Genomic DNA, 25,928 nt, shown 5'->3' with positions numbered 1-25,928 from the left:
GAGAAGCGAAACCACCATCATGATGCGCAGCCATTATTGCGGCCAACTGAACGAGAGCCTGGAAGGTCAGGAAATTACCCTTTGCGGATGGGTCCATCGTCGCCGCGACCACGGCGGGGTGATCTTCCTCGATATCCGTGATCGCGAAGGCATGGCCCAGGTCGTCTTCGACCCGGATCGCGCAGACAGTTTCGCCGCCGCAGACCGCGTGCGTAGCGAATACGTGGTGCAGATTACCGGTAAGGTGCGTCCTCGTCCGGCTGGCGCTGTGAACGCCAACATGGCCTCTGGTGCCATCGAAGTGCTGGGTTATGAGCTGACTGTGCTCAACGAAGCGGAAACCCCACCGTTCCCGCTCAATGAATACTCCGATGTTGGCGAGGAAACCCGCCTGCGCTATCGCTTCATCGACCTGCGTCGTCCAGAAATGGCCGAGAAGTTGCGTCTGCGTTCGCGCATCACCACCAGCATCCGTCGCTTCCTGGATGAAAACGGCTTCCTCGACGTCGAAACGCCGATCCTCACCCGCGCCACGCCCGAAGGCGCGCGTGACTACCTGGTGCCGAGCCGTACCCACGCTGGCAGCTTCTTCGCCCTGCCGCAATCGCCGCAGCTGTTCAAGCAATTGCTGATGGTTGCCGGTTTCGACCGCTACTACCAGATTGCCAAGTGCTTCCGTGACGAAGACCTGCGTGCTGACCGTCAGCCAGAATTCACCCAGATCGACATTGAGACCAGCTTCCTCGATGAATCCGAGATCATGGGCTTGACCGAAAGTATGATCCGCAAGCTGTTCAAGGAAGTCCTGGACCTGGAGTTCGGTGAATTCCCGCACATGACCTTCGAAGAAGCCATGCGCCGCTACGGTTCCGACAAGCCAGACCTGCGTAACCCGCTGGAACTGGTTGACGTCGCCGACCAGCTCAAGGACGTCGAGTTCAAGGTCTTCAGTGGCCCGGCCAATGATCCGAAGTGCCGCGTTGCCGCCCTGCGTGTACCTGGCGCTGCCAGCATGCCGCGTAGCCGCATCGACGAATACACCAAGTTCGTCGGCATCTACGGTGCCAAAGGCCTGGCGTACATCAAGGTCAACGAGCGCGCCAAAGGTGTCGAAGGCCTGCAGTCGCCAATCGTCAAGAACATTCCTGAGGCCAACCTCAACGTGATCCTCGATCGCGTCGGTGCGGTCGACGGTGACATCGTGTTCTTCGGCGCCGACAAGGCCAAGATCGTCAGCGAGGCGCTGGGCGCCCTGCGGATCAAGGTCGGCAACGACTTCAATCTGCACACCTGCGAGTGGGCACCGATGTGGGTCGTCGATTTCCCGATGTTCGAAGAAAACGACGACGGCAGCTTCACCGCGCTGCACCACCCGTTCACCGCACCCAAGTGCAGCCCTGAAGAGCTCGAGGCCAACCCGGCCACCGCGCTGTCGCGTGCCTACGACATGGTCCTCAACGGCACCGAACTGGGTGGCGGTTCGATCCGTATTCATCGCAAGGAAATGCAACAGGCGGTCTTCCGTCTGCTGGGTATCGAAGCTGCAGAGCAGGAAGAGAAGTTCGGCTTCCTGCTGGACGCACTGAAGTTTGGCGCACCACCGCACGGTGGCCTGGCCTTTGGTCTGGACCGTCTGGTCATGCTGATGACTGGCGCTCAGTCGATTCGTGAAGTCATTGCCTTCCCGAAAACCCAGAGCGCCGCGTGCGTCATGACTCAGGCTCCAGGCCTGGTGGACGCCAAGGCCCTGCGCGAACTGCACATCCGTCTGCGCGAACAGCCCAAGGCTGAATAAGCGGACCCCGGGCGCATCCAAATGGATGCGCCTTTGCGTTAAGCGGTACTGATTTTTTCGTTCCTGCCCGGTTTGTACCGGGGAGGGGCATGGCATTGTTTCAAAGGATTCGGAGTGCGTTATGGCTGGTCATTCCAAATGGGCAAACATCAAGCACCGCAAAGAGCGTCAAGACGCCAAGCGAGGCAAGATCTTCACCAAGTGGATTCGTGAACTGACCGTCGCCGCCAAGCAGGGCGGTGGCGATCCGACCTCCAACCCACGTTTGCGCCTGGCCCTGGATAAGGCTTTGGGGGCCAACATGAGCCGCGACATCATCGATCGGGCCATTGCCCGTGGTGCTGGCGCGACCGAGGCCGATAACGTTGAAGAGCTCAGCTACGAGGGTTACGGGCCGGGTGGCGTGGCGATCATGGTCGAGGCCATGACCGACAATCGCAACCGTACCGCAGCGGCGGTGCGCCACGCCTTCAGCAAATGCGGGGGGAACCTGGGTACTGACGGTTCGGTCGCCTACTTGTTCGAACGCAAGGGGCAGATCAGTTTTGCTGCGGGCGTCGACGAGGATGCGCTGATGGAAGCAGCGATGGAAGCCGATGCTGATGACGTAGTCAGCAATGAAGACGGCTCCTTCGACGTATTTACCTCCTTTGCCAGCTTCTATGCCGTGCGCAATGCCCTGGAAGAAGCCGGCTTCAAGGCGGCGGATGCGGAAATCGTCATGCAGCCGACCACCAGTGCTGAACTGGATCTGGACGGTGCGCAAAAGGTGCTCAAGCTGATTGATATGCTTGAAGACCTCGATGACGTGCAGAACGTTTACTCCAATGCCGAGATTCCTGACGACGTCATGGAAAGTCTCGGCTAACGACAGCCTTGGCTGATTGGAAGCCGGATCCCCCTGCAGGCACATCGTGACGGCAGGGGGGTCCGGCTTCTGTCTTTGCAACGACGCCTACGGGTGTCATTGATGATGCAGGCGTTATGACTTTGATTCTTGGCATCGACCCTGGTTCGCGTATCACCGGTTACGGCGTGGTGCGTCAGGGGCCGCGGGGCTGTGAGTATGTGGCTTCAGGGTGTATCCGAACCGGTAGTGGCGAGTTGCCCGAACGCTTGCAGATTGTGTTTCGGGGGGTGCGCGAGATCATCAGCCAGTATGGCCCGGTGACCATGGGCATTGAACGGGTGTTCATGGCCCGTAACGCCGACTCGGCACTCAAGTTGGGCCAGGCGCGTGGCGCGGCGATCGTCGCCGCTATTGAAGAAGGGCTGGAAATCGCCGAATACAGCGCCACCCAGGTCAAGCAAGCGGTTGCCGGAACGGGCGGGGCGAACAAGGAGCAGGTACAGATGATGGTCATGCACCTGCTCAAGTTGACCCAGAAGCCGCAGATCGACGCTTCCGATGCCCTGGCCATCGCCTTGTGCCATGCTCACACCCGTTCCAGCCTGTTGCCACATGGCCTGGGCACGGCGCGCAGTCGCAGCGGGCGCTTGCGGCTCTGATACCATCACGCGCTGAAACAAATTTTGACCGGGCAATGCCATCGGCCATTGCATTTGCTGTTAGGGTTTACCGGTTGTTTGCCGGTGCCCATGAGAAAGGATTGCAACGTGATTGGACGTTTGCGCGGCACACTGGCTGAGAAGCAGCCGCCGCACCTGATTATCGATGTCAACGGCCTGGGCTACGAGCTCGAAGTGCCGATGACCACCCTGTACCGTCTTCCCAAAGTGGGCGAGGCGGTAACCTTGCACACCCATCAGGTGGTGCGCGAGGATGCCCACTTGCTCTATGGCTTCTTTGAGAAGCGCGAGCGAGAGCTGTTCCGTGAACTGATTCGGCTCAATGGCGTTGGCCCCAAGCTGGCCCTGGCGTTGATGTCGGGCCTGGAGGTCGACGAACTGGTACGCTGCGTTCAAGCTCAGGATACCTCGGCACTGGTCAAGGTGCCGGGGGTTGGCAAAAAGACTGCCGAGCGCCTGCTGGTCGAGCTCAAGGACCGCTTCAAAGCGTGGGAAACTTCACCAGCGATGTTTGCCCTGGTGCCCAATGGCCCGGCGCCGATTGCCAGCGTCTCCAGTGCTGAGGCTGATGCCGTCAGTGCCCTGATTTCCCTGGGCTACAAACCCCAGGAAGCCAGCAAGGCAGTGGCCGCCGTCGATGCCAAGGGCTTGAGCAGCGAAGAGCTGATCCGCCGCAGCCTGAAGGGAATGATCTAAGTGATAGAAGCCGATCGACTGATAGCCGCCAGCGGACGTGACCGTGAGGAAGTCCAGGACCGGGCAATCCGTCCGCTAAGCCTGGCTGAATACATTGGTCAGCCGGTGGTGCGCGAGCAGATGGCGCTGTTCATCCAGGCCGCGCGTGGGCGCAGTGAGTCGCTGGATCACACCCTGATCTTCGGCCCGCCGGGGTTGGGCAAGACCACCCTGGCCAATATCATCGCCCAGGAAATGGGTGTGTCGATCAAAAGCACCTCCGGGCCAATTCTTGAGCGTCCCGGCGATCTGGCGGCATTGCTGACCAATCTTGAACCGCACGACGTGCTGTTCATCGATGAAATCCACCGCCTATCACCAATCGTCGAAGAAGTGCTGTACCCGGCCATGGAAGATTTCCAGCTCGACATCATGATTGGCGAAGGGCCGGCGGCGCGTTCGATCAAGCTCGACCTGCCGCCATTCACCCTGGTCGGGGCGACTACTCGCGCCGGGATGCTGACCAACCCGTTGCGCGACCGTTTCGGTATCGTTCAGCGCCTGGAGTTCTACAACACCGAGGACTTGGCAACTATCGTCAGTCGCTCCGGTGGCATTCTGGGTTTGCCGATCGAAGACGAGGGTGCCTTCGAGATCGCACGTCGTGCCCGTGGCACACCACGGATCGCCAACCGCTTGTTGCGCCGGGTACGAGATTTTGCCGAAGTGCGTGGCAAAGGCCATATCACCAAACCGATTGCCGATATGGCGTTGAACCTGCTTGATGTGGATGAGCGTGGCTTCGATCACCAGGACCGCCGCTTGCTGCTGACCATGATCGAGAAGTTCGACGGCGGGCCGGTGGGCGTCGACAGCCTGGCGGCGGCCATCAGTGAGGAGCGCCACACCATTGAGGACGTGCTCGAACCCTACCTGATTCAGCAGGGTTACATCATGCGCACGCCACGGGGCAGGGTGGTGACCCGTCATGCTTATCTGCATTTCGGCCTGAACATTCCCAATCGCCTCGGCGAGTCGGTCAATGGCGAAGGTTTTTCCGCCCAGCCCGATGAATGACAGATTTATCTGGTGTTTTCGTGGTCCTATCGCCTGTCATCGAAGGACCACGCTGGCAATACGACATAATCGATGAAAAACAGTTGCCGGGGCGGATTGGCAAGCTGAGGAGTAAGCACTAGAGTATGCGCGCGCAAAATGGGCTTGAGTCGTTCGCACACCGTTGTCGGGTCTACTACGAAGACACTGATGCGGGCGGCGTGGTGTATTACGTCAACTACCTGAAATTCATGGAGCGTGCCCGCACCGAGCGGTTACGCGCACTGGGTTTTGCCCAGTCGGCATTGGCGCAGGACAACCTGCTGTTTGTGGTCCATTCCAGCGAGGCGCGCTATCACGCGCCTGCGCGGCTGGACGACGAATTGCGGGTTACCGCGCAAGTGCTTGAGTTGAACCGGGCCAGCCTGCGCTTTGTACAACAGGTCTGGCGCGAAAAAGATGCAACGCTGCTCTGCGAAGGGCAGTTTCTGGTGGCCTGTGTGCGCGCCGATACTTTCAAACCCCGGGCCATTCCCCCAGCGCTGCGTGCAGCCTTTGTCGAGGCTGGCGATCCGGGTATTCATTCAAATGCAGGAGATTAAGCGTGGAAGCTAACGTCGTCGACCATACCTCCATGTGGAGCCTGGTCAGCAATGCCAGCATCGTGGTACAGCTGGTTATGCTGATTCTGGTTGCCGCATCGGTAACGTCATGGATCATGATTTTTCAGCGCAGCACCATGCTGCGCGCCGGTCGTCGAGCCTTGGAAAGCTTCGAAGAACGCTTCTGGTCGGGAATCGACCTGTCCAAGCTGTACCGTCAGGCCGGTAGCAACCCTGATCCAGACTCGGGTGTCGAACAGGTCTTCCGTGCCGGCTTCAAAGAGTTTTCGCGCCTGCGTCAGCAGCCTGGTGTTGATCCTGACGCGGTCATGGAAGGCGTTGGCCGTGCCATGCGCGTGGCTATCTCGCGCGAAGAAGAAAAGCTCGAGCAGAGCCTGCCGTTCCTGGCCACCGTCGGTTCTACCAGCCCGTATATCGGTCTGTTCGGTACCGTCTGGGGCATCATGAACTCCTTCCGGGGTCTGGCCAGCGCCCAACAGGCAACCCTGGCGACCGTAGCACCGGGTATCGCCGAAGCGCTGATCGCTACCGCGATCGGCCTGTTCGCCGCCATTCCAGCGGTTATTGCCTACAACCGTTTCGCTGCCCGCAGTGAAGTCTTGATCGGCCGTTACTACACGTTCGCCGACGAGTTCCAGGCCATCCTGCACCGTAAAGTGCACACCAGCGAAGAGTGATCAGGTAAAAGCCCATGGCCCGAGTTCGCCACAAACGCAAGCCGGTCGCCGAGATGAACGTGGTGCCTTACATCGACGTGATGTTGGTACTGCTGGTCATTTTCATGGTGACCGCACCGATGCTCAACCAGGGCGTGAAGGTCGACCTGCCCAAGGTTTCCAGTGAAGCCTTGCCGCAGGACAACAACGTCCAGGTCCTGACTATTTCGATCAAGGCTGACAAGACCTATTTCTGGAACCTTGGCAGTGAAGTCGACACCGAGAAGCAGATGGACAAGGCCATGACCTTGCCGCAAATGACCGACGCGGTGACCAAGATCATCGCCGCCGGACGTGACCAGGGCAAACAGACCCAGGTCTTCATCCGTGGCGACAAATCCGTCGACTACGGCGCGGTCATGGGTGCCATGGGCGGGTTGCAGAAGGCAGGTGTCGGTAACGTTGGCCTGATTACCGAGGCGCCCTGATGCAACAGCGAGAGCCATCCGCCTCGGAAAGCTATTTCTGGCCCAGTGTCTGGGCCATTGCGCTGCACGTTCTGGTGTTCGGCATGCTGTTCGTCAGTTTTGCCATGACCCCGGAGTTGCCGCCGGCCAAGCCTATTGTCCAGGCAACCCTGTACCAGCTGAAATCGAAGAGTCAGGCTACCACCCAGACCAATCAGAAGATTGCGGGTGAAGCGAAGAAAACCGCTTCGCGCCAGACCGAAGAAGAACAGATGGAACAAAAGAAGGTCGAGCAGCAGGCAGTGAAGGCTGCGGAACAAAAGAAAGAGGAAGCGGCTCAAAAGGCTGAAGAGGCGCGCGCCGAAGCTGAGGCGAAGAAGTCTGAGGAAGCCAAAAAGGCTGACGAAGCGAAGAAAACCGCCGAAGCCAAGAAAGCCGAAGAAGCCAAGAAGGCTGCCGAGAAGCAACAGGCTGACATCGCCAAGAAGAAGACCGAAGAGGAAGCCAAGAAAAAGGCTGCCGAAGACGCCAAGAAGCAGGCGGCTGAAGAGGCCAAGAAAAAAGCAGCCGAGGACGCTAAGAAGAAGGCGGCCGAGGATGCCAAGAAGAAAACAGTAGCCGAAGAAGCGAAGAAAAAGGCCGCTGAGGACGCCAAGAAGAAAGCCGCAGCAGATGCGGCCAAGAAGAAGGCACAGGATGCAGCCCGCAAGGCGGCAGAAGACAAGAAAGCCCAGGCCCTGGCCGAGCTGCTGTCTGACACCACCGAGCGCCAGCAGGCATTGGCTGACGAGCAGGGCGACCAGGTAGCCGGCGATTTCGACGACCTGATCCGGGCACGTGCGGCCGAAGGCTGGGCGCGTCCACCTTCTGCGCGCAAGAACATGACGGTGGTTCTGCAGATCGGCATGCTGCCTGATGGCACCATTACCTCGGTAAGCGTAGCCCGCTCCAGTGGCGATGGACCGTTCGACAGCTCGGCAGTTGCCGCGGTCAAGAACATTGGTCGTTTAACCGAAATGCAGGGCTTGAAACCGAGCGAATTCAATCCCTATCGTTCATTCAAGATGACATTCACACCTGAGGATCTAGCCTTGTGATTAAACTTCTTCGAGGACTGCTGGTCGTTCTCTGCTGCGCAGCAGGGATGGCCGTGGCAGAAGAAAAAAACATTCTGGTCACCAGCGGAAGTGATCGTGCCACGCCAATCGCGGTCGTGCCGTTCGGCCTGCAGGGCGGCAGTGTGCTGCCCGAAGACATGGCTGACATTATCGGTAATGACCTGCGCAACTCCGGTTATTACTCACCGATTCCACGCCAGAACATGATCAGCCAGCCAAGCCAGGCCAGCGAAGTGATCTTCCGTGACTGGAAAGCCCTGGGTGCCCAGTACGTCATGGTGGGTAACATTGTTCCGGCGGGCGGTCGCCTGCAGGTGCAGTACGCCCTGTTCAACGTCGCCACCGAACAGCAAGTGCTGACCGGCAGCGTTTCGGGTAGCACCGACCAGTTGCGCGACATGTCGCACTACATCGCTGACCAGTCGTTCGAGAAACTCACCGGCATCAAGGGTGCGTTCTCTACCCGCATGCTGTACGTGACGGCTGAGCGCTTCTCCACCAACAACACCCGCTACACCCTGCAGCGTTCGGATTATGACGGTGCCCGTGCAGTGACCCTGCTACAGTCGCGTGAGCCGATCCTGTCGCCACGCTTTGCCCCTGATGGCAAGCGTATTGCCTATGTGTCGTTCGAGCAGAAGCGTCCGCGCATCTTCGTTCAGCATATCGACACCGGTCGTCGCGAGCAGATCACCAACTTCGAAGGCCTCAACGGTGCACCGGCCTGGTCGCCGGACGGTTCGCGCCTGGCATTCGTGCTGTCCAAGGACGGCAACCCGGACATCTATGTGATGAACATGGGTTCGCGCCAGCTGTCGCGCGTTACGGCAGGTCCTGGGATCAACACCGAGCCGTTCTGGGGTAAAGATGGGTCGACCATCTATTTCACTTCCGACCGTGGTGGCAAGCCTCAGATCTATAAAACCAATGTTTCCGGTGGTGGCGCTGAGCGTGTAACTTTTGTAGGTAACTACAACGCCAACCCTAAACTTTCGGCGGATGAAAAGACCCTGGTGATGATCCATCGTCAACAAGGTTTCACCAACTTCAAGGTGGCTGCACAAGATTTGCAACGCGGTAGTGTAAAGATTCTCTCTGAAACAAGTCTTGATGAGTCTCCCACTGTTGCGCCCAACGGCACCATGCTAATCTACGCCACCCGCCAGCAGGGCCGGGGAGTCTTGATGCTCGTCTCTCTCAACGGACGCGTGAGGCTCCCGCTTCCTACCGCTCAAGGCGAAGTCAGAGAACCGTCCTGGTCCCCTTACCTGAACTGACGCGGCGCTTTACGTTGTACTTAACACATTGGGGTTCATTAGGAGTTTCACGATGGAAATGCTGAAGTTTGGTAAGTTTGCTGCGCTGGCTCTGGCTCTGGCCGTAGCCGTAGGTTGCTCTTCGAAAGGTGGCGATGACGCTGGTCAAGGCGCTGTTGACCCTAACGCTGGCTACGGTGCCAACACTGGTGCTGTTGACGGCAGCCTGAGCGAAGAAGCTGCTCTGCGCGCAATCACCACCTTCTACTTCGAATACGACAGCTCGGACCTGAAGCCAGAAGCCATGCGCGCTCTGGACGTTCATGCCAAGGACCTGAAAGGCAACGGCGCTCGCGTCGTGCTGGAAGGTAACACCGACGAGCGTGGTACTCGCGAATACAACATGGCTCTGGGCGAGCGTCGTGCGAAAGCCGTTCAACGTTACCTGGTACTGCAAGGCGTTTCTCCTGCCCAGCTGGAACTGGTTTCCTACGGCGAAGAGCGTCCAGTTGCTACCGGCAACGACGAGCAGTCGTGGGCTCAGAACCGTCGCGTCGAACTGCGTAAGTAATTCGATATGCGAATGTGCCGTCGTGCTGTAACCGTCCTGGCGCTCAGCCTGCCACTCGTGGCTTGGGCTGAGGTTCCTGTTGTTGATGACAACGCTGGCTATAGCGGCGCAAGCAGCTACCCGCCAGCGGGTTATGGTACGAACGGCGCCTACGCCGGGGGAGGGGTTACCGCCCCTGCCTCGGCGCAGGGTCAGCTGTTCATGCAACTGCAGCAGATGCAAGATCAGCTGTCGCGTCAACAAGGCATCATCGAAGAGCTGCAAAACGATGTTGCGCGCATGAAGCAGGAAAGCCTGGAGCGATACCAGGACCTGGATCGGCGTATTGGAACCGGCGCTCCTGCCGTGGCTCCAGAGAATTCTTCCGCGGGTGGCGAAGCTGCCGCCGGCGCCGCTGCAGGTGCTGCCGCCGCGCAACAACCTGCCGCCAGTAGTGAACCTGGCGATCCGGCCAAAGAGAAGCTCTATTACGACGCTGCCTTTGACCTGATCAAAGCCAAGGATTTCGACAAGGCCAGTCAGGCATTCAACGCCTTCCTGCGCAAATACCCCAACAGCCAGTACGCCGGCAACGCCCAGTACTGGTTGGGTGAAGTGAACCTGGCCAAGGGCGACCTGCAAGCCGCAGGGCAAGCCTTCGCCAAGGTCAGCCAGCTGTATCCCAAGCACAACAAAGTGCCGGATTCGCTGTACAAGCTGGCCGACGTAGAGCGCCGTCTGGGGCATACCGACCGGGTCAAAGGCATTTTGCAGCAAGTGATTACCCAGTACCCGGGTACCTCGGCTGCACAGCTGGCCCAGCGCGACCTGCAAAAGCTCTAAGTCAGCCGTTTCAAAAGAAACCCGCGCCAGTCGCGGGTTTTTTCGTTAGAATCTCTGCCCTTTTATTGAAATACGCTGCTGTGAACTACGCGATGTCGGGTTTTCAGCAGTGCCTGACGGAGGCGGACAGCCTGTTTAGCTGTTACGCCCGTGGCGACTATGCAAGACACATTACGTATTACCGAAGTTTTTTACTCTTTGCAGGGTGAAACGCGTACCGCTGGCCTGCCCACGGTATTTGTTCGTCTCACCGGCTGCCCGTTGCGCTGCCAGTATTGCGACAGCGAATACGCTTTCAGCGGCGGCAGCATTCGCACTCTCGATTCGATCCTTGAGCAGGTTGCAGGCTTCAAGCCTCGCTATGTCTGCGTTACCGGTGGTGAGCCGCTGGCCCAGCCCAATGCCATTGCGCTGCTCAAGCTGCTCTGTGACGCGGGTTATGACGTCTCGCTGGAGACCAGTGGCGCCTTGGACATTTCCAAGGTGGACACCCGTGTAAGTCGGGTCGTTGACCTGAAAACCCCGGGTTCGGCGGAAGTGCACCGCAATCGTTACGAGAACATCGAACTGCTCACACCCCATGATCAGGTCAAGTTTGTCATCTGTTCCCGTGAAGACTACGACTGGGCGGTGTCCAAGCTCATTCAGTACGGCCTGGAACAACGTGCGGGCGACGTGCTGTTTTCGCCAAGCCACCATCAGGTGAGCGCCACAGACCTGGCTGATTGGATCGTGGCTGATAATTTGCCGGTTCGTTTTCAGATGCAGTTGCACAAGCTGCTGTGGAACGACGAGCCGGGACGCTGACAGGAGTGAATGCAATGACTGAGAAACGTGCGGTAATCCTGCTTTCCGGTGGTCTCGATTCGGCCACCGTCGTCGCCATGGCCAAGGCTGAAGGCTACAGCTGCTACACCATGAGCTTTGACTATGGCCAGCGTCACCGCGCTGAGCTCAACGCTGCGGCGCGGGTAGCCCGTGAGCTGGGCGTGGTCGAGCACAAGGTCATTGGCCTGAATCTGGACGGTATTGGTGGTTCGGCCCTGACTGACAGCAGCATTGATGTGCCCGAGGCGCCGAGCGAAGGCATCCCGGTGACCTACGTGCCAGCACGCAATACCGTGTTCCTGTCCTTGGCACTTGGCTGGGCTGAGGTGCTGGAGGCGCGGGATATCTTCATCGGCGTCAACGCCGTGGACTATTCAGGGTATCCGGACTGCCGCCCAGAGTTCGTCGAGGCATTCGAACGCATGGCTAACCTGGCGACCAAGGCTGGTGTCGAAGGCCAGGGCTTCCGCATCCAGGCGCCACTGCAGAACCTGAGCAAGGCGCAGATCGTCCAGGCCGGTATTGCCCGTGGAGTGGACTACAGCCTGACAGTGTCCTGCTATCAGGCCGACGACCAAGGTCGCGCGTGCGGTAAATGCGACAGTTGCCGCCTGCGTGCCGACGGCTTTAAAGCGGCGGGCGTAGAAGACCCAACACGTTATTTTTAAATTATTTTGCGATGGGGTGTTGATTTCCTGTTAGAAATCAGTATTATACGCGCCATCCAACGGGTCGTTAGCTCAGTTGGTAGAGCAGTTGGCTTTTAACCAATTGGTCGTAGGTTCGAATCCTACACGACCCACCATACGCTGTAAGAAAAAGCCCGCGTCCTGCAAAGGTCGCGGGCTTTTTCGTTTCTGTGCTTTGCTAAGCAGGCATTGTATGGCTCGTGCTGGTCACGCCGAATCGTTCTAAAAGCCAAAAGCGCAGGCGGTAAAATGGTCAGGACGATGCAGCGTGGGAGTCATGGCGATGAAATCCTTCAGCACACTCGCATTAGCCGCCGCGGTGGTCTTGCTACTGGTGGTTGGCGCCGCCCAGCACGTACACGCCTCGGCGTATCAGGAGCCAATCGATAGCTCCGCAGTGCACCTGGAGCCACAACAGCAGAATGGAATCAGTTATGTGACGGGTGGCATTGGCCAAGATGAATCACGGGCCATTCAGCAAGTCCAGGGCTATAACCTGCAACTTACCTTCTCCTCTGGTGTGGAAAACAAGTACGTACCGGACGTGGATCTGGTCATTCAGGGCGTACAAGGGCAGACCTTGCTGCAGTTGAGCCAGGTGGGGCCGATGGTTTACGTCAAACTGCCACCGGGCAAGTACAACTTGATTGCGTCGCGCAATGGCGAGCAACAGCTCGGCGCCGTCAATGTGGTGCCCGGCCAGACTGAGAAAGTGAACCTGCACTGGAAGCAAGAGAACTAAGCACCGAGCACGGACTGTACCGCGTAAGGCTGCAGACTGATTTATAGTAGCGGCCTCGTTAACGGCGTCTCCGGGAAAAGGAAGTGGTGTGTTTTTCAGGTTTATTTTGCTCGCCGTTATGCTGGCGATATCCGCATGTAGTTCGCATTCCCCAAGTTCTGGTGTCGCTGCTAACAAAGTCGTGGCCGGTACCTACAAGGTCAAGCGTGGTGACACCTTGTATTCGATTGCCTCACGCCACGGTTGGAACTTCAAGGACCTGGCGCGTTACAACGGGATCGGTGCGCCCTATGCGGTGAATGTCGGTCAGACCATTCGCTTTGGCGGCTCGAAAACCACAACGCGTAGCACTTCGACCGCCAGCAAGAGCAAGCCGGTTGCAACCACCAAGGTGACCTTGCGCGGATGGGGCTGGCCGGTGAAAGGCGCGGTGATTCGCCGCTTCTCGGCCGCCGACAAATTGAACAAGGGCATCACCATCTCCGCGACCCAAGGCCAACCGGTGTACGCCAGCCTTGGTGGCAAGGTGGCCTTTGCGGTGAATATCCGCGGTTATGGCAACCTGATCATTCTCCAGCACGGTTCGTCCCATGCCAGTGTCTACGGCCACAACAGCAAGTTGCTGGTCAAGGAAGGGCAGACAGTCAGTAAGGGACAGAAGATCGCCGAGGCGGGTTCTCTGGATGCAGACAGGGTGCAGCTGTATTTCGAGATTCGCCAGAACGGCAAGCCAATTGATCCGTTGGCTGTGTTGCCGTCAGGCGGCTGAGTTTCGTGGTTTTACCAGGCGTATTGCAGGCGCAGGGTCCAATCCTTCGCATAGCAGAACGCCTGAAGTCGATGCATTACTGATATTTGATAACGATGCCTTTGAGCTGGCGCCCGTCGATGGTCTGGATATACCCTCCGAAGCAAATCATATGTTGAAACAAGGACTTGCGCAGATCAACCCAGTACTTCGCGCAGCCGATACCACATCATGCCCAGCGCCAGCAGCGGTGAACGCAACGCCTTGCCGCCCGGGAAGGTCATGTGCGGCACGGCACTGAACACATCCATGCCCTGGCTGTGGCCGACATCAATCGCTTCAGCGAGCAATCGCGCGGTCCAGTGGGTGACGTTCAGACCATGGCCGGAATAACCTTGGGCGTAGTACACGTTCGGGTGCTGGGACAAGCGACCCACTTGAGGGAAGCGGTTGGCAGTGATGCCGATCTTGCCACCCCATTGGAACTCGATGCGGGTGTTGGCCAACTGCGGGAACACCTTGAGCATCTTCGGGCGCATGTAAGCAGCGATGTCCAACGGGTCACGCCCGGAGTAATGACAGGCACCGCCGAACAGCAGGCGCCGGTCAGCCGTGAGCCGGTAATAGTCGAGGCCGACTTTCTGGTCGCATAGCGCCAGATTCTGAGGGATCAATTCATTGGCCAGCGCTGGTGGCAGTGGTTCGGTGGCGATGATGTAACTACCCGCTGGCAGGACCTTGCCGCTCAGGCGCGGCTCGAGCTCTTCCAAGTGGGCGTTGCAGCCCAGCACCAGGCTACCGGCGCGCACGCTGCCATGTGCACAGCGCACGTGCACAGTGGCGCCGTGGTTAATCTCCAGCACAGGGCTGTGTTCGAAGATTCTCACACCCAGCGAGGCGGCCACGCGTGCTTCACCCAATACCAGGTTCAGTGGGTGCAGGTGACCCGAGCCGCGATCGATCAATCCGCCGGCGTAAGCCGAAGACGCAACCACTTGGTGCATCTGCTCAGGGCCGACCAATTGTGTTTCATGGCGGTAGTCCAGCGCTGCCAGGCTGTCCCGTTCGGCGCGAAAGGCAGCGAACTGAGCTGGGGTGTTGGCCAGCTCACAAAAGCCCCAGCGCAGATCGCAATCAATGCCGTGCTCCTGGATGCGGTTGGCCACCACCTCGACCGATTCGATGCCGGCACGTTGCAGGTACTTCACACCGTCCTGGCCAACGTAGCGGGCAAAGCCTTCAACCTCGTGGCCAATGCCGCGAATCAGCTGACCGCCGTTACGCCCGCTGGCGCCCCAGCCAATACGTCGTCCCTCCAGCAATATTACTGAGAGCCCGCGCTGGGCCAGTTCGATCGCCGTGTTGACGCCGGTAAAACCGCCGCCGATTACACAGACATCAGCACTCAGTTCACCTGCCAAGGCTGGGTGTTCGGGCATCGGGCCTACCGATGCCTTGTAGTAGGAGTTGGCATGTTGCGCAGCAGGATTCATAGAGCCTCTCTGGTTCATTTGTTCGACTTCACTTTGCTCCAGGAGCGGGTCATCACACGCATGATTTGCGGGGTCGGGGTGTTGGAGACATAGAGTTTGTCCAGCACCGCTTGCGGCGGATAGACCTCGGGGTTCTTGACCAGGTCGGCGTCCATGTATTGCTGGGAAGGCGGAATGGCGTTGGCATAACCGACGGTGGCGCTGACCTTGGCGATTACTTGCGGGTCGAGCAGGTAGTTCACAAAGGCATAGGCCTCTTTGGGGTTGCTGGCATCGGCGGGGATGGCCAGCAGGTCGAACCATAGGTTGGCACCTTCCTTGGGAATGGCGTAGGCGATGTTGACGCCGTTTTTGGCTTCCTTGGCGCGGTTGGCCGCCTGAAACACGTCGCCGGAGTAGCCGAAAGCTACGCAGATATCACCGTTGGCCAGGTCCGAGACGTACTTGGAGGAGTGGAAGTAGGTGATGTACGGGCGCAGGGTCAGCAGTTTGGCCTCGGCCTTTTTGTAATCCTCGACGCTGTTGCTGCGTGGGTCCATGCCCATGTAGTTGAGCACGGCCGGGAACAGTTCATCGGCCGAGTCCATGAACGACACGCCGCACTTGCTGAGCTTCTTCAGGTTTTCCGGTTCAAACATCACCGCCCATGAGTCGATGTGATCGACGCCGAGCACTTCTTTGATCTTGTCAACGTTGTAGCCGATACCGTTGGTGCCCCACAGGTAGGGCACCGAGTGCTGGTTGCCGGCGTCATTCTCTTCCAGCGCTTTGAGCAGTACCGGGTCGAGGTTTTTCCAATTCGGCAATTGGCTGCGGTCGAGTTTCAGAAACGCGCCAGCTTCCACCTGGCGCGCCAGAAAGTGGTTGGAAGGCACGACCACGTCGTAACCGGTGCGACCGGCCAGCAACTTGCCTTCCAGGGTTTCGTTGGAGTCGAACACGTCATAGATGACCTTGATACCCGTACTGCCCTGGAAATCTGCCAGAGTGGTATCACCGATATAGTCGGTCCAGTTGTACACGCTGACACTGGGCTGGGCCTGAGCCGCGGCGCTGACCAGCAGCGCCAGGGTTGCACTTGCAACTGTTTTCAATGAACGCATATCGACCTCTTCGAATTGTTTTATCGATGCTTGTTACGTATCCGGGCTCAGACGCTGAGCAGCAAGAATTCCCGCTCCCACGAGCTGATTACCCGTTTGAAGTTTTCATGTTCAGCGCGCTTGACCGCGACATAACCACGGACAAACTTGCTGCCCAGGTGCTGCTCGACGCTCGGGCAGTCTTCCATATTGGCCAAGGCATCTTCGATGGTGATCGGCAGGCGCAGGTTGCGGCGCTCATAGGCGCGGCCCTGAACCGGGGCGCTGGGGTTGATCTTCTCGACCATGCCCAGGTAACCGCACAACAGGCTCGCAGCAATCGCCAGGTACGGGTTGGCATCGGCTCCGGGCAGTCGGTTCTCCACACGCATGGCGTCGGGGCTGGAGGTGGGGACGCGCAGGCCCACGGTACGGTTTTCCTCACCCCACTCGACGTTCACGGGGGCCGAAGTATCGGGGAGGAAGCGGCGGAACGAGTTGACGTTCGGTGCGAACATCGGCAATACCTTGGGGATGTACTTCTGCAGACCGCCGATGTGTTGCAAGAACAGCTCACTCATCTGCCCATCTTCAGTGACGAAGATCGGCTTGCCGGTGGCGATGTCGACCACGCTCTGGTGCAGGTGCATGGCACTGCCGGGCTCGTCGCCGACCGGCTTGGCCATGAAGGTGGCAGTGACGTTGTGCTTGAGCGCCGCCTCACGCATGGTGCGTTTGAACACGGTGATCTGGTCGGCCAGGTCCAGGGCGTCGCCGTGACGGAAGTTGATTTCCATCTGTGCCGGGCCGTCTTCGTGAATCAGCGTGTCCAGATCCAGACCCTGGGCTTCGCACCAGTCGTAGACGTCTTCGAACAGCGGATCGAATTCGTTGGCGGCATCGATCGAGAACGACTGCCGACCGCTTTCGGCGCGGCCCGAACGGCCGAGTGGCGCTTGCAATGGCAAGTCCGGGTCTTCGCAACGCTGGGTCAGGTAGAACTCCATTTCTGGCGCCACGATCGGCTGCCAGCCCTTGTCGGCATACAGCTTGAGTACTTTTTTCAGGACGTTGCGCGGCGACAGCTCAATCGGGTTGCCCTGCTTGTCGAAGGTATCGTGGATGACGATCGCGGTGGGTTCCAGGGCCCAAGGCACCACATACACAGCGGCCGAGTCTGGGCGGCAGATCATGTCGATGTCGGCAGGATCGAGCAGGTCGTAGTAGATGTCGTCGTCAACAAAATCCCCGGTTACCGTTTGCAACAACACACTTTCCGGCAGGCGCATGCCTCGCTCATGCAGGAACTTGTTGGTGGGTGCAATTTTGCCGCGGGCGATACCGGTCAGGTCACTGACCACGCACTCGACTTCGGTAATCTTGTGTTCTTTCAGCCACGCAGACAGCTGATCGAAAGGGGCATTCATAAAGACCTCATTATTGGTTTTATTCCGCGCCAGGACCAGCGTTCAAGGCTGGTATGCCGTCTGGACGACTTCCCCTGCAGCGCGTTGAGGTCTATCTTGGGTGACGCTTGCGTATCCATCTATCCACTTTTCGCAGAACAAAATGCACCAAAAGAGTGCGTAACGAGCAGCTCATGACAGCGCCAAATCCGTTCCAGGTCCAGGCTTTCAGTACCGCAACCGTAATCGAGCAAGAGCGCGCGTCACCGAATTGGACCGCGCATTACCAGCAGATGTCGCCAGGGCTTTTTGCCGGGCGGATCCGTTGCCTGGAACTTGAGGGCGTGGAGATCTACGAAGAATCCATGAACACCCGGGTAGAGCAGAGTTTCAGAGCGCCGCCCGGCGCCCTGACGTTCTGCTTCGACCGCACCGACAATAGCCTCTACTTGCTCAACGGAGAAAGCCGCAATATCTGGATTACTCCGGAGAATTACCAGGAAGTGGCGGTGGTGTTCGGCCCGCAGTTCGTCCAGCGTCATGGTGTTGATATAGCGCGTCTGGAAGGGCTGTTCATGGCTCCGCTCAACTCAACCCAGAACGCCCTGTTCGGCCGCTGGTTGAGCAGCACGCTGACGCGCCTGGGGCAGGAAGTCGATCTGCCGAACCGCGAAGCGTTGGCTGAGCAATTGCTGCAGGACTGCCTGTTCGTTCTCGACAGCGCGTGTGTCTGCCTGGACCGCAGTGCATTGTGGCGTCGTACCGAAGAGCGCACGATCATGCGGCGGATCAGTCAGTGGGCCGCTGACTGCCCAGAAGAAACCCTCAACCTGTTGGAGCTGGCGCAGGTCGCTGAGGTGCCATTACGCCAACTGCAACAAGCCTTCAAAACCTATACCGGCATGACGCCGGCCCATTGGTTGCGCCTGCGCCGCCTGAACAGCGCCCGCCGTGAGCTGTTGGCGTGCCGAGCAGGGGACAGCACCGTCGCTGAGGTCGCCATGCATTGGTCGTTCTGGCACCTTGGGCGGTTCTCCAACAGCTACCAGCATCTGTTCAAAGAGTTGCCCAGCGAAACCTTGAAACGCGCACAGCGGCGCACCTGAACTGCTAAAAGCCGTCGAACTGGCCCTGTCGGCCAGGGGGCCTGCAGTGGTATGTTCTGTCCAATAAATGAAGTCGATAGATTGGAAAGACCATGCCAAGAGCCTCCCACCAAGACCTGCGTCGCGCGTTTCGTCAACTCCTTGCTTCTCCTGCCTGCTACCACACGGCTTCCGTGTTTGACCCGATGTCGGCGCGTATCGCCGCCGATCTGGGGTTCGAGGTGGGTATTCTGGGTGGTTCGGTCGCTTCCCTGCAGGTGTTGGCAGCACCTGATTTTGCCTTGATCACCCTCAGTGAGTTTGCCGAACAGGCCACCCGTATCGGCCGCGTGGCGCAATTGCCGGTGATTGCCGACGCCGACCACGGCTATGGCAACGCCTTGAACGTGATGCGCACGGTCACCGAACTGGAGCGCGCCGGTATCGCCGCGCTGACCATTGAGGACACCTTGCTGCCGGCTCAGTTTGGACGCAAATCCACCGACCTGATCAGTATTGCCGAGGGCGTCGGCAAGATCCGCGCGGCCCTGGAGGCGCGGGTCGATCCGGAGCTTTCGATCATTGCCCGGACCAACGCGGCGTTGATTCCGGTCGAGGAGGTGATTGCCCGCACCGTGGCCTATCAGAATGCAGGCGCCGATGCCTTGTGTATGGTCGGCATCCGCGACTTCGAACACCTGGAACAGATCGCCGCACACCTGAGCGTGCCGTTGATGCTGGTGACCTACGGCAACCCGCAACTGCACGACGATACGCGCCTGGCGCAGTTGGGTGTGCGCATTGCCGTGGACGGTCATGGCGCTTATTTCGCCGCGATCAAGGCCACCTACGACTGCCTGCGCGAACAACGACGGATCACCAGCAGCGCGTCGGACCTGAGCGCCACCGAACTTACCCATACCTACACGGTGCCCGGCGACTACATCGTCTGGGCCCGTGAATTCATGGACGTCAACGAATAGGCCATCGGGCCTTGTAGTCGCAACAACCCTCAACAAATGGACAAGCGGAACAATTCATGAAGAAGACAGTGGGTGTACTTTCAGGCCTGGTAGTTGCCGTGGCCGCTATCGGTACGGCGGGTGCCTGGTACACCGGCAAGCAATTGCCAGAAGTGCTCGAGCAGGCCATGGCGCAAGCCAATGTCCAGCTCAAGCAATCGTCGGGATTGAGCGGTAAGGTGACGCTGGAGTTGGCGTCGCTGGAATCGCACCTGTTCTCCAGTACCGCACATTATCGGGTCAAGGTCACGGAGCTGCAGGGCGCTGACGCGTCGCAGAGTTTCGAGCTGGGCTTTGTCGATCAGATCGAGCACGGCCCGTTGCCCTGGAGTCGGGTCAAGGCATTGAAACTCATGCCAGTGATGGCGGCCAGTAACTATGCCTTGGAGAAGGACGCGTTCACGGCCGAGTGGTTTGCCGCCAGTGGTGAGGTGCCACCGGTGTTCGGCCAGAGCAGCCTGGGTTACGACGGCTCGACAGACGGCACGCTGATCATGCCACCCATGCAAGTGACCGAGGTGGGTGGGGCGACGACCAAATTCTCCGGTTTAGCGATTCAGGCCAGCGGCACGCGCGATGGCGAGCAAATCAAGTTCAGTGGCGCTGCGCCGAGCTTTAGCCTGGACCTGGTCGATAAGGAAATCGGGCCGCTGAAGATAGAGCTGAAGAACCTCAGCCTCGACGGTAACTTGACCAAGACGCCTTACGGCTTCTATGTCGGCTCCACTAACATGATTCTTGACCAATTCAGTGCGGCCAAGGGTGAGGAGCAGAAAGTGCTTTTGCTCAAGCAACTTGAGCAGAGCAGTGAGTCCCAGGCCGACGGTGATCAGTTTGGCGGCAAGATCGTCTACAAAGTTGGCGACATCAATTTTGATGGCAGGTCAGTAGGTTCCAGCGCAATGGTCTGGAACATGAAAAACATTGATATGCCCGCCATGCAGGCCTTGCTGATCTGGTACCAGAGCCGTTTGCCGGAATTTCAGGCGGCTGCTGAGCAAGGTCAGGTGTTACCGTCCTTGCCGATGACCGAGACTGAAAAAGCGCAGGTCAACGCCAACGTCCAGCAATTGTTGGCCGCGAAGCCGCAGATAGCCCTGGAAGACTTTTCGTTCAAGACGGCCAACGGAGAAAGCCATTTCAAGCTGAGCGTCGATTTGGGCAAACCGTCTTCTCTGGAGTTGCCGTCGGCAGAGCTGTACAAGCAGATGATCACTCAGGTGCAAAGCACGTTGCAGTTGTCCAAACCAATGATTGGCGACTTGGCTGCGCTGCAGGCACGTCTCGAGGGCCAGAGCGACGCGCAAGTGCTTGCCCAGCAAGCGTCGCAGGCCGGTGAAATGGTCGGGATGATGGCCGTGCAGAGCCAGATGGCTACGGTGCAGGGTAATGACATCCTGACCAACGTGAGCTATGCCGATGGCATGGTCGACTTCAATGGCCAGAAAATGACCGTCGAACAGTTTGCCAGCCTGATCATGGCCAATCTGGGTGCCATGAGCCCACGCGAGGGCTGATCGCAGGCTTCGGGGTGACAGGCCTGGCCCGTCGCCCCGCGGTTTGTTTCACTAAAAAAACCTTTTGAATTCATCCGATTATCTGTAGCCTTCGGCATCCCATAAAAACCCGAGGCCGCAGAGGGTCTTTGGTTCTGCCTGCAAAGCCGTTCAGCGCCTTGCCTGCGGAGCCTGTAGCCGATTTGCCAGGGCTCGGTGATACACTCGACTTACGCGCACAAGCGCCTGCAGGTCCAGCGATCATGACCCAGATTCCCGAACGCCTTTTGGTTCAAGCCCACCTCGATGCCAAGCAGCCCAAACCGCTGACGCCCGAGCAAGAGGCCGACTACCGCGCCGCCATCGCCGCCGAACTCAAGGCACAGAACGCGGTGCTGGTTGCCCATTACTACTGTGACCCGGTAATCCAGGCGCTGGCCGAGGAAACCGGCGGCTGCGTGTCCGACTCGCTGGAAATGGCCCGCTTCGGCAACAAGCACGAAGCCAGCACGGTGATCGTCGCTGGCGTGCGCTTCATGGGCGAGACAGCAAAAATTCTCAACCCGGAAAAACGTGTGCTGATGCCGACCCTGGAGGCGACCTGCTCGCTTGACCTGGGCTGCCCGGTAGACGAGTTTTCGGCGTTTTGCGACAAGCACCCAGAGCGCACTGTGGTGGTTTACGCCAACACTTCGGCGGCGGTCAAAGCCCGCGCCGACTGGGTGGTGACCTCCAGCTGCGCACTGGAAATCGTCGAGAGCCTGATGGACAACGGCGAAACCATCATCTGGGGGCCAGACCAGCACCTGGGGCGCTATATCCAGAAACAAACCGGCGCCGACATGCTGCTGTGGGAGGGTGCCTGCATCGTCCATGAAGAGTTCAAGTCGCGTCAGCTGGCCGATATGAAGGCGCTGTACCCTGAGGCGGCGATCCTGGTGCACCCGGAGTCGCCGGAAGCGGTGATTGATCTGGCAGATGCGGTTGGCTCCACCAGTCAGCTGATTGCCGCAGCGCAAACTTTGCCAAACAAGACCTTTATCGTCGCTACCGATCGCGGCATCTTCTACAAGATGCAGCAGCTGTGCCCGGACAAGGTGTTTATTGAGGCCCCTACGGCGGGTAACGGCGCGGCGTGCCGTAGTTGCGCCCATTGCCCGTGGATGGCCATGAACACGCTGGAGCGCACCTTGCAGTGCCTGCGTGAAGGCAGCAATGAGATCTTTGTGGAGCCTGCGTTGATTCCTCAGGCGATCAAGCCGCTCAAGCGCATGCTCGACTTTACTCAGGCGGCGCGGATGAAGCTGTCCGGAAACGCCTGATTGAAATAGGGGGAGCGGATAAATCCGCTCCCCCCAAAGCGCCGATCAATTTCAGCGCATCATCTCTTTAATCATTCGTTGCTGCTCCAGCATCTCACGCTGACGTGCATCGATTTTCGACGCCAACACAAAGTTGGTGCCGGCACGTTGCTTGGCATAGTCGAGTTGCTGTATCGCCTGGTCGTAGTCACCGACCAGGGCAAAGTACTCGGCGCGCGCTTGGTGCAGGCCAATCGTATTGCCGGACAGCCCGCGAACTTCAGCCACGTCGTACCACACGTCCGGATCCTCCGGGCGGTTCTTCAGTAGTGCATCCAGGGCTTTTTCCGCTTCCGCCGGCCGGTTTTGCTTGAGCAGCAGATCAATCCGCGCCTGCTGCAGCGGATAATTTGCCGGATACAGTGCACGCATCCGCTCAACCCGCTGCTGGGCATCGGCCAAGCGATTGTTGGTGATGTCCAGGTCGATTTGCGCCAGGTTGTAGGTGATGTCGTTGGGTGCCTTGCTCAGCAACGGCTGGAGACTTTCCCGCGCTTCGTTGAGGCGGCCCCCCTTGATTTGTGCCAGGGCCAAACCATAACGGGCCGAGTCCAGGCTCGGGTCCTCGTCCAGTTGGGCGCGGAAACGCTTGGCGGCAAGCCCTGGAGTGCCTTCATAGATCAGTGCCACGCGGGCGCGGATCAGTTGATAGCGCTTGCTGTCTTCGGTACCGCCCTTTGGCGCTTGTTCTGCACGGTTACGGGTGTCGGCGATACGCGACTCGGTCACTGGGTGAGTCAGGAGAAATTCCGGCGGCTTGGCGTCGTAACGGTACTGACGCATCAGGCGCTCGAACATGCTGGGCATGTTGCGTGGATCGTAGCCGGCCTTTTCCAGGTTGAGGATGCCGATACGATCGGCTTCCTGTTCGTTCTGCCGGGAGAAGCGCCGTTGTTCCTGGATGGCCGCCGCCTGAGTACCGGCGATGGCGGCAATGCCGGCATCGCCGGCGCCGGCGGCAGCGGCAACGATGCCGGCGAGCAGGGCCGCCATCATCGGCAGTTGCATGCGCTGTTGGGCTTCAACCCCCCGAGCAAAATGGCGTTGCGACAAGTGCGCCAATTCGTGGGCCAGGACCGAGGCGTATTCGCCTTCGGTCTGGGCATTGAGGAACAGGCCGCCATTGACCCCGACGATCCCGCCAGGGGCGGCAAAGGCGTTGAGCTCGCGGCTGTCGATGAGGATGAATTCCAGGCGTCGGTCCTGCAGTTGGCTGGTTTCGGCCAGGCGGTAGACACTGGTTTCAACATAATCCTTGAGCTGGGGATCGTTCAGTTGATTGACATTGCCCCGCAGCAGGCTGAGCCAGGCACGGCCCAGCTGATGCTCTTGTTGGGGGGAGACAATGGCAGAACTGGCGTCGCCAAGTGACGGCAGGTCGTCGGCATGGCTTGGCAGCGCCATCAAACAGGCCAGCGTCAGCAGGGTAGGGCGCAGTAAATTCATGCACGAAGCTCTGGTCGACAAAGAGCCTTACTGTAGCTGGCTCACACGTTGGCGACCAGTGGCGGTATTCTACGAGACTTGACCGAACCTGCCGGGAGCCCCCGATGAGCGATACCCTGACGTTTGACGCCGAACTCGACGCCTGCGGCCTGAACTGCCCGCTGCCCTTGCTCAAGGCGAAGATGGAGCTCAATCGCCTGGCCAGTGGTGCCGTGCTCAAAGTGCTGGCCACCGATGGTGGATCGCAGCGCGACTTTCGCACTTTTGCCAAATTGGCCGGTCATACGCTGTTGCTCGAAACAGCTGAGGGCGGTGTCTACACCTATTGGCTGCGCAAAGCCTGAGTTTTTCACCTTAAGGATCATCAATGTTCAAGGTGCTTCGCGACTGGATGCAACGCTACTTCTCCGACGAAGAGGCAGTGGTGCTGATGGTGCTGTTGTTTCTCGCCTTCACCGCCGTGCTGACCCTTGGCGGCATGCTGGCGCCTGTGCTGGCCGGTATGGTCCTGGCGTTCCTCATGCAGGGCCTGGTCAACGCCCTGGAGCGCTTGCGAGTGCCAACTCGCTATGCCGTCGGCCTGGTCTTTACGCTGTTCATGGGGGCGCTGGCGGTGTTTCTGCTGGTACTGGTGCCGTTGCTATGGCATCAGCTGATTACCTTGCTTAACGAGCTGCCCGGGATGCTTGGCAAGTGGCAGTCACTGTTGTTGCTGTTGCCCGAACGCTATCCGCACTTGGTGTCTGATGAGCAAGTGCTGCGGGCGATCGAGGCCATGCGGGGTGAGATTGGCAAGTTCGGTCAGTGGGCGTTGACCTTTTCGCTCTCCAGTTTGCCGCTGCTGATGAACATCATGATCTATCTGGTACTGGTGCCAATTCTGGTGTTCTTTTTCCTCAAGGACCGTGAACTGATTGCCCGTTGGGTCAGCGGCTATCTGCCGCGTGAGCGGGCGCTGATGACCCGGGTCGCCGAGGAAATGAACCGGCAGATCGCCAACTACATTCGCGGCAAAGGCATCGAGATCCTGATCTGTGGGGTGGCAACCTATATCGCCTTTATCACCCTGGGGCTCAACTATGCGGCGCTTTTGGCGCTGCTGGTCGGCTTGTCGGTGGTGGTGCCGTATGTTGGCGCTGTGGTGGTCACCGTGCCGGTCACCTTGATCGCGCTGTTCCAGTGGGGCTGGGGTGATCAGTTCATCTATCTGATGGCGGTCTACGCGATCATCCAGGCCCTGGATGGCAACGTGCTGGTGCCGCTGCTGTTTTCTGAGGCGGTGAGCCTGCACCCAGTGGCGATCATCTGTGCAGTGCTGTTGTTTGGCGGGTTATGGGGTTTCTGGGGGATTTTCTTCGCGATCCCCTTGGCGACCTTGTTCAAGGCCGTGCTGGATGCCTGGCCGCGTCAGGAATCTTCGGTGGCGCCGCTACTTTAGAGTGACGCGGGTGTAGGAGCCGGCAATGCCGGCTCCTACAAATGCTTTACGCCTTGTTCAGCGCTTGCGCTTGCGCCAGCACCGCATCCACATGCCCCGGCACCTTTACCCCGCGCCACTGCTTGCGCAGCACGCCGTTCTTGTCGATCAGGAAGGTGCTGCGATCAACGCCCAGGTATTCCTTGCCGTACAGCTTCTTCAGTTTGATCACGTCGAACAGCTGGCACAGGACTTCATCCTTATCGCTGATCAGTTCGAACGGAAATGCCTGCTTGGCTTTGAAGTTCTCGTGGGATTTGATCCCGTCACGAGATACACCAAACACCACGGTGTTGGCGGCCTGGAACGCTGCATATTGATCACGAAAGCCTTGGCCTTCGGTGGTGCAGCCCGGGGTGCTGTCCTTGGGGTAGAAGTAGAGCACCACTTGCTTGCCGGCAAGGTCCGCCAGGCTGATGTTCTGGCCACTGGTGGCCTGGGCCTGGAAATCGGCGACGGGTTGGTCGAGTTCAACGGCCATGGA

Annotated in this window: 27 protein-coding genes and 1 tRNA gene; 23 read left to right on the top strand and 5 right to left on the bottom strand. The window is 59.0% G+C overall.

What is annotated here, in order from left to right; genetic code table 11:
- Nucleotides 1-19: 19 nt before the first annotated feature.
- From aspS to ACQRAX_RS05920, 17 genes are all read left to right on the top strand, one after another.
- Nucleotides 20-1,795 (top strand): aspartate--tRNA ligase, encoded by a 1,776-nt coding sequence (gene aspS, locus ACQRAX_RS06000; protein WP_045187834.1) that lies wholly within the window; start codon nt 20-22, stop codon nt 1,793-1,795.
- 121 nt (nt 1,796-1,916) lie between these two features.
- Complete coding sequence (locus tag ACQRAX_RS05995; RefSeq protein ID WP_412037986.1) at nt 1,917-2,663, top strand: YebC/PmpR family DNA-binding transcriptional regulator; 747 nt, start codon at nt 1,917-1,919, stop codon at nt 2,661-2,663.
- 116 nt (nt 2,664-2,779) lie between these two features.
- Nucleotides 2,780-3,304: a crossover junction endodeoxyribonuclease RuvC gene (gene ruvC / locus ACQRAX_RS05990; protein ID WP_038613867.1), complete on the top strand. Its 525-nt coding sequence runs from the start codon at nt 2,780-2,782 to the stop codon at nt 3,302-3,304.
- A 108-nt stretch (nt 3,305-3,412) separates the two neighbouring features.
- Nucleotides 3,413-4,021, top strand: coding sequence for a Holliday junction branch migration protein RuvA (gene ruvA / locus ACQRAX_RS05985; protein WP_412037987.1), 609 nt, complete (start codon nt 3,413-3,415; stop codon nt 4,019-4,021).
- Entirely contained in the window at nt 4,022-5,077 is a 1,056-nt protein-coding gene (ruvB, locus tag ACQRAX_RS05980; RefSeq protein WP_412037988.1) for a Holliday junction branch migration DNA helicase RuvB, read from the top strand.
- A 125-nt stretch (nt 5,078-5,202) separates the two neighbouring features.
- The gene (gene ybgC, locus ACQRAX_RS05975) at nt 5,203-5,658 is read left to right on the top strand and encodes a tol-pal system-associated acyl-CoA thioesterase (protein WP_412037989.1); all 456 of its coding nucleotides are present in this window, start codon (nt 5,203-5,205) and stop codon (nt 5,656-5,658) included.
- 2 nt (nt 5,659-5,660) lie between these two features.
- On the top strand, nt 5,661-6,356 hold the full coding sequence (tolQ, locus tag ACQRAX_RS05970) for a protein TolQ (RefSeq protein ID WP_043864241.1): 696 nt from the start codon (nt 5,661-5,663) through the stop codon (nt 6,354-6,356).
- A 14-nt stretch (nt 6,357-6,370) separates the two neighbouring features.
- The gene (gene tolR, locus ACQRAX_RS05965) at nt 6,371-6,823 is read left to right on the top strand and encodes a protein TolR (RefSeq protein WP_028943072.1); all 453 of its coding nucleotides are present in this window, start codon (nt 6,371-6,373) and stop codon (nt 6,821-6,823) included.
- Nucleotides 6,823-7,899, top strand: coding sequence for a cell envelope integrity protein TolA (tolA, locus tag ACQRAX_RS05960; RefSeq protein WP_412037990.1), 1,077 nt, complete (start codon nt 6,823-6,825; stop codon nt 7,897-7,899). Before tolR ends, tolA begins: the two co-directional genes overlap by 1 nt.
- Nucleotides 7,900-7,946: 47 nt before the next feature.
- A complete protein-coding gene (gene tolB / locus ACQRAX_RS05955; RefSeq protein ID WP_412038426.1) occupies nt 7,947-9,197 on the top strand; it encodes a Tol-Pal system beta propeller repeat protein TolB in 1,251 nt (416 codons plus the stop codon).
- A 52-nt stretch (nt 9,198-9,249) separates the two neighbouring features.
- On the top strand, nt 9,250-9,747 hold the full coding sequence (gene pal / locus ACQRAX_RS05950) for a peptidoglycan-associated lipoprotein Pal (protein WP_285862582.1): 498 nt from the start codon (nt 9,250-9,252) through the stop codon (nt 9,745-9,747).
- A gap of 6 nt (nt 9,748-9,753) precedes the next feature.
- Nucleotides 9,754-10,569, top strand: a complete 816-nt coding sequence (ybgF, locus tag ACQRAX_RS05945; RefSeq protein WP_412037991.1) for a tol-pal system protein YbgF — start codon at nt 9,754-9,756, stop codon at nt 10,567-10,569.
- Nucleotides 10,570-10,728: 159 nt separating this feature from the next.
- Nucleotides 10,729-11,376 (top strand): 7-carboxy-7-deazaguanine synthase QueE, encoded by a 648-nt coding sequence (queE, locus tag ACQRAX_RS05940; RefSeq protein WP_412037992.1) that lies wholly within the window; start codon nt 10,729-10,731, stop codon nt 11,374-11,376.
- A gap of 14 nt (nt 11,377-11,390) precedes the next feature.
- Nucleotides 11,391-12,065 carry a 7-cyano-7-deazaguanine synthase QueC gene (gene queC, locus ACQRAX_RS05935; RefSeq protein WP_412037993.1) on the top strand — a complete coding sequence of 225 codons (675 nt, stop codon included), beginning with the start codon at nt 11,391-11,393 and terminating at the stop codon, nt 12,063-12,065.
- 61 nt (nt 12,066-12,126) lie between these two features.
- Nucleotides 12,127-12,202: transfer RNA gene (locus ACQRAX_RS05930), tRNA-Lys, on the top strand.
- Nucleotides 12,203-12,369: 167 nt separating this feature from the next.
- Nucleotides 12,370-12,828, top strand: coding sequence for a carboxypeptidase regulatory-like domain-containing protein (locus tag ACQRAX_RS05925; RefSeq protein WP_412037994.1), 459 nt, complete (start codon nt 12,370-12,372; stop codon nt 12,826-12,828).
- 88 nt (nt 12,829-12,916) lie between these two features.
- Nucleotides 12,917-13,597 (top strand): peptidoglycan DD-metalloendopeptidase family protein, encoded by a 681-nt coding sequence (locus tag ACQRAX_RS05920; RefSeq protein WP_412037995.1) that lies wholly within the window; start codon nt 12,917-12,919, stop codon nt 13,595-13,597.
- A gap of 176 nt (nt 13,598-13,773) precedes the next feature.
- Here the strand turns inward: ACQRAX_RS05920 and ACQRAX_RS05915 are convergent, their stop codons facing one another.
- Genes ACQRAX_RS05915 through ACQRAX_RS05905 form a run of 3 tightly spaced genes read right to left on the bottom strand, consistent with a single transcriptional unit; the run spans nt 13,774 to nt 17,578 of the window.
- Complete coding sequence (locus ACQRAX_RS05915; RefSeq protein ID WP_412037996.1) at nt 13,774-15,069, bottom strand: NAD(P)/FAD-dependent oxidoreductase; 1,296 nt, start codon at nt 15,067-15,069, stop codon at nt 13,774-13,776.
- Between the two features lie 14 nt (nt 15,070-15,083).
- Nucleotides 15,084-16,172 (bottom strand): polyamine ABC transporter substrate-binding protein, encoded by a 1,089-nt coding sequence (locus ACQRAX_RS05910; protein WP_412037997.1) that lies wholly within the window; start codon nt 16,170-16,172, stop codon nt 15,084-15,086.
- A gap of 47 nt (nt 16,173-16,219) precedes the next feature.
- Nucleotides 16,220-17,578 carry a glutamine synthetase family protein gene (locus ACQRAX_RS05905; RefSeq protein ID WP_412037998.1) on the bottom strand — a complete coding sequence of 453 codons (1,359 nt, stop codon included), beginning with the start codon at nt 17,576-17,578 and terminating at the stop codon, nt 16,220-16,222.
- A gap of 173 nt (nt 17,579-17,751) precedes the next feature.
- On the opposite strand from ACQRAX_RS05905, the gene ACQRAX_RS05900 reads away from it, so the two are divergent.
- The 4 genes from ACQRAX_RS05900 (at nt 17,752) to nadA (ending at nt 22,482) form a co-directional block, all read left to right on the top strand.
- The gene (locus ACQRAX_RS05900) at nt 17,752-18,663 is read left to right on the top strand and encodes a helix-turn-helix domain-containing protein (protein ID WP_412037999.1); all 912 of its coding nucleotides are present in this window, start codon (nt 17,752-17,754) and stop codon (nt 18,661-18,663) included.
- A gap of 92 nt (nt 18,664-18,755) precedes the next feature.
- On the top strand, nt 18,756-19,625 hold the full coding sequence (locus ACQRAX_RS05895) for an isocitrate lyase/PEP mutase family protein (RefSeq protein ID WP_412038000.1): 870 nt from the start codon (nt 18,756-18,758) through the stop codon (nt 19,623-19,625).
- 56 nt (nt 19,626-19,681) lie between these two features.
- Nucleotides 19,682-21,181 carry a YdgA family protein gene (locus tag ACQRAX_RS05890; protein WP_412038001.1) on the top strand — a complete coding sequence of 500 codons (1,500 nt, stop codon included), beginning with the start codon at nt 19,682-19,684 and terminating at the stop codon, nt 21,179-21,181.
- Between the two features lie 242 nt (nt 21,182-21,423).
- Nucleotides 21,424-22,482 carry a quinolinate synthase NadA gene (gene nadA, locus ACQRAX_RS05885; RefSeq protein ID WP_412038002.1) on the top strand — a complete coding sequence of 353 codons (1,059 nt, stop codon included), beginning with the start codon at nt 21,424-21,426 and terminating at the stop codon, nt 22,480-22,482.
- Nucleotides 22,483-22,533: 51 nt separating this feature from the next.
- Here the strand turns inward: nadA and ACQRAX_RS05880 are convergent, their stop codons facing one another.
- Entirely contained in the window at nt 22,534-23,967 is a 1,434-nt protein-coding gene (locus ACQRAX_RS05880; RefSeq protein WP_412038003.1) for a M48 family metalloprotease, read from the bottom strand.
- A gap of 104 nt (nt 23,968-24,071) precedes the next feature.
- Here ACQRAX_RS05880 and ACQRAX_RS05875 point away from each other — a divergent pair, with 104 nt between their 5' ends.
- On the top strand, nt 24,072-24,311 hold the full coding sequence (locus ACQRAX_RS05875; RefSeq protein WP_412038004.1) for a sulfurtransferase TusA family protein: 240 nt from the start codon (nt 24,072-24,074) through the stop codon (nt 24,309-24,311).
- 23 nt (nt 24,312-24,334) lie between these two features.
- Nucleotides 24,335-25,405, top strand: a complete 1,071-nt coding sequence (locus ACQRAX_RS05870; RefSeq protein ID WP_412038005.1) for an AI-2E family transporter — start codon at nt 24,335-24,337, stop codon at nt 25,403-25,405.
- A 46-nt stretch (nt 25,406-25,451) separates the two neighbouring features.
- On the opposite strand, the gene ACQRAX_RS05865 is transcribed toward ACQRAX_RS05870, so the two are convergent.
- Nucleotides 25,452-25,925: a peroxiredoxin gene (locus ACQRAX_RS05865; protein WP_412038006.1), complete on the bottom strand. Its 474-nt coding sequence runs from the start codon at nt 25,923-25,925 to the stop codon at nt 25,452-25,454.
- Nucleotides 25,926-25,928 lie beyond the last annotated feature (3 nt).

The organism is Pseudomonas sp. UM16 (assembly GCF_050312595.1).
Lineage (GTDB): Bacteria > Pseudomonadota > Gammaproteobacteria > Pseudomonadales > Pseudomonadaceae > Aquipseudomonas.
This window is presented reverse-complemented; position numbering and strand designations above follow the sequence as displayed.

Coding starts and splice junctions, on each gene's coding strand:
- aspS (WP_045187834.1), top strand. CDS start 20: ATGATGCGCAGCCATTATTGCGGCCAACTGAACGAGAGCCTGGAAGGT.
- ACQRAX_RS05910 (WP_412037997.1), bottom strand. CDS start 16,172: ATGCGTTCATTGAAAACAGTTGCAAGTGCAACCCTGGCGCTGCTGGTC.
- queE (WP_412037992.1), top strand. CDS start 10,729: ATGCAAGACACATTACGTATTACCGAAGTTTTTTACTCTTTGCAGGGT.
- queC (WP_412037993.1), top strand. CDS start 11,391: ATGACTGAGAAACGTGCGGTAATCCTGCTTTCCGGTGGTCTCGATTCG.
- ACQRAX_RS05905 (WP_412037998.1), bottom strand. CDS start 17,578: ATGAATGCCCCTTTCGATCAGCTGTCTGCGTGGCTGAAAGAACACAAG.
- ACQRAX_RS05995 (WP_412037986.1), top strand. CDS start 1,917: ATGGCTGGTCATTCCAAATGGGCAAACATCAAGCACCGCAAAGAGCGT.
- tolA (WP_412037990.1), top strand. CDS start 6,823: ATGCAACAGCGAGAGCCATCCGCCTCGGAAAGCTATTTCTGGCCCAGT.
- tolR (WP_028943072.1), top strand. CDS start 6,371: ATGGCCCGAGTTCGCCACAAACGCAAGCCGGTCGCCGAGATGAACGTG.
- ybgF (WP_412037991.1), top strand. CDS start 9,754: ATGCGAATGTGCCGTCGTGCTGTAACCGTCCTGGCGCTCAGCCTGCCA.
- pal (WP_285862582.1), top strand. CDS start 9,250: ATGGAAATGCTGAAGTTTGGTAAGTTTGCTGCGCTGGCTCTGGCTCTG.
- ACQRAX_RS05870 (WP_412038005.1), top strand. CDS start 24,335: ATGTTCAAGGTGCTTCGCGACTGGATGCAACGCTACTTCTCCGACGAA.
- ACQRAX_RS05890 (WP_412038001.1), top strand. CDS start 19,682: ATGAAGAAGACAGTGGGTGTACTTTCAGGCCTGGTAGTTGCCGTGGCC.
- tolB (WP_412038426.1), top strand. CDS start 7,947: ATGGCCGTGGCAGAAGAAAAAAACATTCTGGTCACCAGCGGAAGTGAT.
- nadA (WP_412038002.1), top strand. CDS start 21,424: ATGACCCAGATTCCCGAACGCCTTTTGGTTCAAGCCCACCTCGATGCC.
- ACQRAX_RS05880 (WP_412038003.1), bottom strand. CDS start 23,967: ATGAATTTACTGCGCCCTACCCTGCTGACGCTGGCCTGTTTGATGGCG.
- ACQRAX_RS05875 (WP_412038004.1), top strand. CDS start 24,072: ATGAGCGATACCCTGACGTTTGACGCCGAACTCGACGCCTGCGGCCTG.
- ybgC (WP_412037989.1), top strand. CDS start 5,203: ATGCGCGCGCAAAATGGGCTTGAGTCGTTCGCACACCGTTGTCGGGTC.
- ACQRAX_RS05865 (WP_412038006.1), bottom strand. CDS start 25,925: ATGGCCGTTGAACTCGACCAACCCGTCGCCGATTTCCAGGCCCAGGCC.
- ruvC (WP_038613867.1), top strand. CDS start 2,780: ATGACTTTGATTCTTGGCATCGACCCTGGTTCGCGTATCACCGGTTAC.
- ACQRAX_RS05895 (WP_412038000.1), top strand. CDS start 18,756: ATGCCAAGAGCCTCCCACCAAGACCTGCGTCGCGCGTTTCGTCAACTC.
- ACQRAX_RS05900 (WP_412037999.1), top strand. CDS start 17,752: ATGACAGCGCCAAATCCGTTCCAGGTCCAGGCTTTCAGTACCGCAACC.
- ACQRAX_RS05915 (WP_412037996.1), bottom strand. CDS start 15,069: ATGAATCCTGCTGCGCAACATGCCAACTCCTACTACAAGGCATCGGTA.
- ACQRAX_RS05925 (WP_412037994.1), top strand. CDS start 12,370: ATGAAATCCTTCAGCACACTCGCATTAGCCGCCGCGGTGGTCTTGCTA.